The sequence below is a fragment of the Roseicyclus sp. genome (assembly GCF_052168335.1).
Classification (GTDB): Bacteria; Pseudomonadota; Alphaproteobacteria; order Rhodobacterales; family Rhodobacteraceae; genus Roseibacterium.
This window is the reverse complement of record NZ_JBQLZP010000472.1, coordinates 1-2,615: the sequence shown is the minus strand read 5'-3', so window position 1 is coordinate 2,615 and position 2,615 is coordinate 1. Positions and strand designations below refer to the sequence as shown.

Sequence of the window (2,615 nt, the reverse complement as noted above, 5' to 3'; positions counted from 1 at the left end):
GTCCCGCAGCTCCCGGCGGAGGATCTTGCCGCTCGCCGACTTGGGCACGCTCTCGACGAAGCGGTATTCGACCGGGTGCTTGTAATGCGCGAGGCAACCCTCGCAATGGGCGCGCAGCTCGGCCTCCGTCACGTCCGAACCCGGCCCGCGGACGACGAAGGCCACCGGCACCTCGCCCGCCTCCTCGTCGCGCCGCGCCGTAACGGCCGCGTCCACGACGCCCGGATGGCCGATCAGCGCCGCCTCGACCTCGGCGGGCGCCACCTGGAAGCCCTTGAACTTGATCAGCTCCTTCAGCCGGTCGCGGATGAACATGAAGCCGTCCGCATCGATGACGGCCAGATCCCCGGTCCTGAGCCACCCGTCGCCGGTCAGGCACTCCGCCGTCGCCTCGGGATTGTTGAGGTAGCCCTTCATCACCTGCGGCCCCCGCACCCAGAGCTCCCCCTCCTCGCCGGGGGCCATGTCCTCGAGCGTCGCGGGGTTCACGATCCGGCACTCGGTCGAGGGCACGGCCTGCCCGCTTGAGCCGTGACGCACGTTGCCGCCGATCGTCATGTGGCTGATCGGGCTCATCTCCGTCATCCCGTAGCCCTGCACCGAGCGCGCGCCCAGGCGCTCGCCCACGGCGATCTCCGTCTCCGGTCCCAGCGGCGCGGCGCCCGAGAAGACCTCGCGCACGCTCGACATGTCGAACTGTCCCACCATCGGGTGCTTGGCGAGCGCCAGCGCCACCGGCGGCACGATGTAGAGCCGCGTCGCCCCCTGCTCCTGGATCAGCCGCAGGAACAGCTCCAGATCGAAGCGCGGCATCGTCACCAGCCGCGCCCGCCGCTCGAGGAAGAGGTTCATCAGCACCGTCATCCCGTAGATGTGGAAGAAAGGCAGGAAGGCGATGGCCACGTCGTCGGGCGTGATCCCGGCCACCGCGCCCGCCTGCTGCACGTTGGCGACGAGGTTGCGATGCGTGAGCATGACGCCCTTGGGCCGGCCGGTGGTGCCGCTCGAATAGGGCAGCACGACGACGTGCTCGCGCAGGTCCACCTGCGCCTGCCGCTCCAGCGGGCGGCCCATCAGGTCGCCGAGCGACAGCCCGCTCTCCGCCCCGATCACGACGAGGTCGCGCAGATCCGTCCCCTCGGATGCCTGCGCCGCGACCTCGGCGAACATCGGGATGGTGACGAGCATCACCGCGCCGGAATCGATCAGCTGGTGGCGGATCTCGGGCACGGTATAGGTCGGGTTGATCGTGGTGACGGTGCCTCCGCCGAAGGCGACGCCGTGGAAGACGAGCGGGTATTCCGGCATGTTCGGCGCGAGGATCGCGACCGTGCCGCCGGGCAGGACGCCCCGCTCCGTCAGCCCGCCCGCGAGCCTGCGGATGCCCTCCACCAGCGCGCCCGCCGTCAGCGACCGGCCGGTCTGCCCGTCGGTGATGACCGCCTCCTCCTCGCGGCCGAGAAGCCCCTCGAAGAGCTTCTCCGTGATCGAGACGTCGTCCACCGCGACCGTGCCGTGGCGGCTCGGGTATCCTGCCATCGTGTCGTCCTCCCCTCGCGGCGCCGGTCCTCCGCCCGCGCCGCTTGCCCGGAGGCTAGCACGGAGGCCCGGTCAGATGTCCAGCACCACGGTCCCGAGCTTGTCGCCCGCGGCGACGAGGTCGTGCGCCGCCGCGCAGTCGGCGAGGCCCCCGCCCGGCACCACGGCGTGCGACAGGGCCCCCGCCGCGAGCCACTCGGTCAGCTGCCGCTCGCCCGCGCGCCGCGCGGCGCCCGCGAGCTGGTAGACGATCAGCATGTGCAGACGCACGTTCTTGAACATGAACGGATAGAACTCGAGCCGCGGCACCATCTCCGCCGCGCTCGCATAGGCGGCGATGACGCCGCCCGGCTTCACCAGCGCCAGCGACGTGGCCTGGTTGGCGCCGAAATCGACCTCCACCACCCGGTCGACGCCGGCGCCTCCCGTCATCTCCATCACCGCCCCGGCCACGTCCGTGTCGCGGTAGTTCACCCACTCCTCCGCCGTCGAGTGCCGCCCCTTCTCCGCCGAGGAGACGGTGGCGATCACGCGCGCGCCCGCCGCCCGCGCCATCTGCACCGCGTAGCGTCCGACCGTGCCCGCGCCGCCGGTCACGAGGATCGTCTGCCCCGCCACCGGCCCGTCGCCCATGACCGCGTACCAGGCCGTCATCGCCGGGATGCCGAAGCAGGCCCCTTCGGCGAAGGAGGTGCCCTCGGGCAGCCGCACCGCCTGCTCGGCGGGCAGGGCGACGAGCTCCGCCGCCGTGCCGAAGGCCCGCTGCCAGCCCGCGTTCCAGACCCAGACCCGCTCGCCGAGGCGCGCGGTGTCGACCCCTGCCCCCACCGCCTCGATGACGCCCGCCCCGTCCGAATGCGGCACGATCCGGGGGAAGGCCATGACCGCGCCCGGCCGCACGCCCGACCTGAGCTTCACGTCTGAAGGGTTCACGCCCGAAGCCCGCAGCCGCACGAGGACCTCGCCCGGCCCCGGCGCCGGGTCCGCCATCTCGCCCAGCTCGAGAACCTCCGCCGCGGGCCCGAACCGCTCGTACCAGATCGCCTTCATGCCATCCTCCCCATGCTCCCTCGCAT

2 protein-coding genes are annotated in these 2,615 nt (G+C 72.2%); both read right to left on the bottom strand.

Annotation, left to right across the window (positions count from 1 at the left end; translation table 11 throughout):
* A partial coding sequence (locus ACTS11_RS14565; RefSeq protein ID WP_442641025.1) for an AMP-binding protein occupies window positions 1-1,539 on the bottom strand: 1,539 nt, incomplete at its 3' end.
* A gap of 72 nt (window positions 1,540-1,611) precedes the next feature.
* Window positions 1,612-2,615, bottom strand: a 1,004-nt coding sequence (locus ACTS11_RS14560) for an NADPH:quinone reductase (RefSeq protein ID WP_442641024.1), incomplete at its 5' end; no start/stop codon positions are given.